Source organism: Pedobacter sp. 01N416 (assembly GCF_056399685.1).
Map to the genome: position 1 here is coordinate 1 of NZ_JBFTRT010000922.1, position 1067 is coordinate 1067.

1 protein-coding gene and 1 pseudogene are annotated in these 1067 nt (G+C 39.8%); both read left to right on the forward strand.

What is annotated here, in order from left to right:
* The coding region (locus AC1DND_RS28415; protein WP_477586266.1) for an LptE family protein at positions 1 to 361 on the forward strand (361 nt) is incomplete at its 5' end.
* Positions 362 to 435: 74 nt separating this feature from the next.
* A pseudogene (locus AC1DND_RS28420) lies at positions 436 to 1067 on the forward strand (hypothetical protein); the annotation flags it as partial.

Genomic DNA, 1067 nt, shown 5'->3' on the forward strand with positions numbered 1-1067 from the left:
CCAGATTACCGAATCGTTAAAAACCCGGATCCGTAATCAGACCAAATTGATTATTTCTCCTACCGGTGAAGGCGATGCATCGTTTGAAGGCAGAATAACAGGCTATGATATTAAGCCGGTTGCGCTTCAAAATAGTGCTACACCTACTTCGGGTGCAAACAGATTAACCATAACCGTTTCTGTAAAGTATAAGAACAATATAAAAGAACACGAAAAAGAAAGTTTTGAAGAAAGCTTTACCAGATATTTCGATTTTCCGATCAATGGGGCACCAATTCAAACCTTATTGCCTGGAGCTATCGAAAACATCAACAAACAATTATCGGAAGATATTTTTAACCGTGCATTTGCACAGTGGTAAATAAAGCAGGATTCTAAAAGACAAAATTTTCAAAACCCGTCTACATTTTTTTAACTTAGCGGCAAACCTCGATAATGGATAACAAAAAGCTACTGGCAGATTTACTTGCGCAACCTGGAAAGGTTGGACCAGAGCATGTATCCATGTTGCAGGAAATGGTGGCGCAATTTCCATATGCCCAGCCCATTCATTTACTGTTAGCCAAGGCTAACGCATCAGCAGTACCAAAAGCAGCACTTTATAGCCAGGGGCATGTACTGTTCCATATATTAAATATGGTTTCAGTCCGCGAAACAACAGAAGAAGAAATTAAAGAGGTAGTTGCTGAAAATACACAGGATGAACAGATAGTTTTTGAAGAAATAGGAGAATTAGCTCCAGATCTTCACTCAGAAAACCCAGTAATTCCTATAGAAACGCCAAATCACCTGCCGGGTATTGATAGTCATTTAATGGATTTGCCAGCAGATGATGATTCTTTTATTGAAAGTGTAGCTGCTACCGATTTCTTTGCCTTTGAACAGAAATTAAGTACCGATGTGGTTACGATCGCACCAGAAATTGAAACGGTTGTTCCTGATGAGCCCGAAAGGAATTTTGTTTCGCAATATAACGACGATAAGCTTCCGTATACGTTTTTATGGTGGTTGGCTAAAACCCGTAAAGAGCACGAGCAGATTTTTCAGCCTTATGCTCACCCTAACGC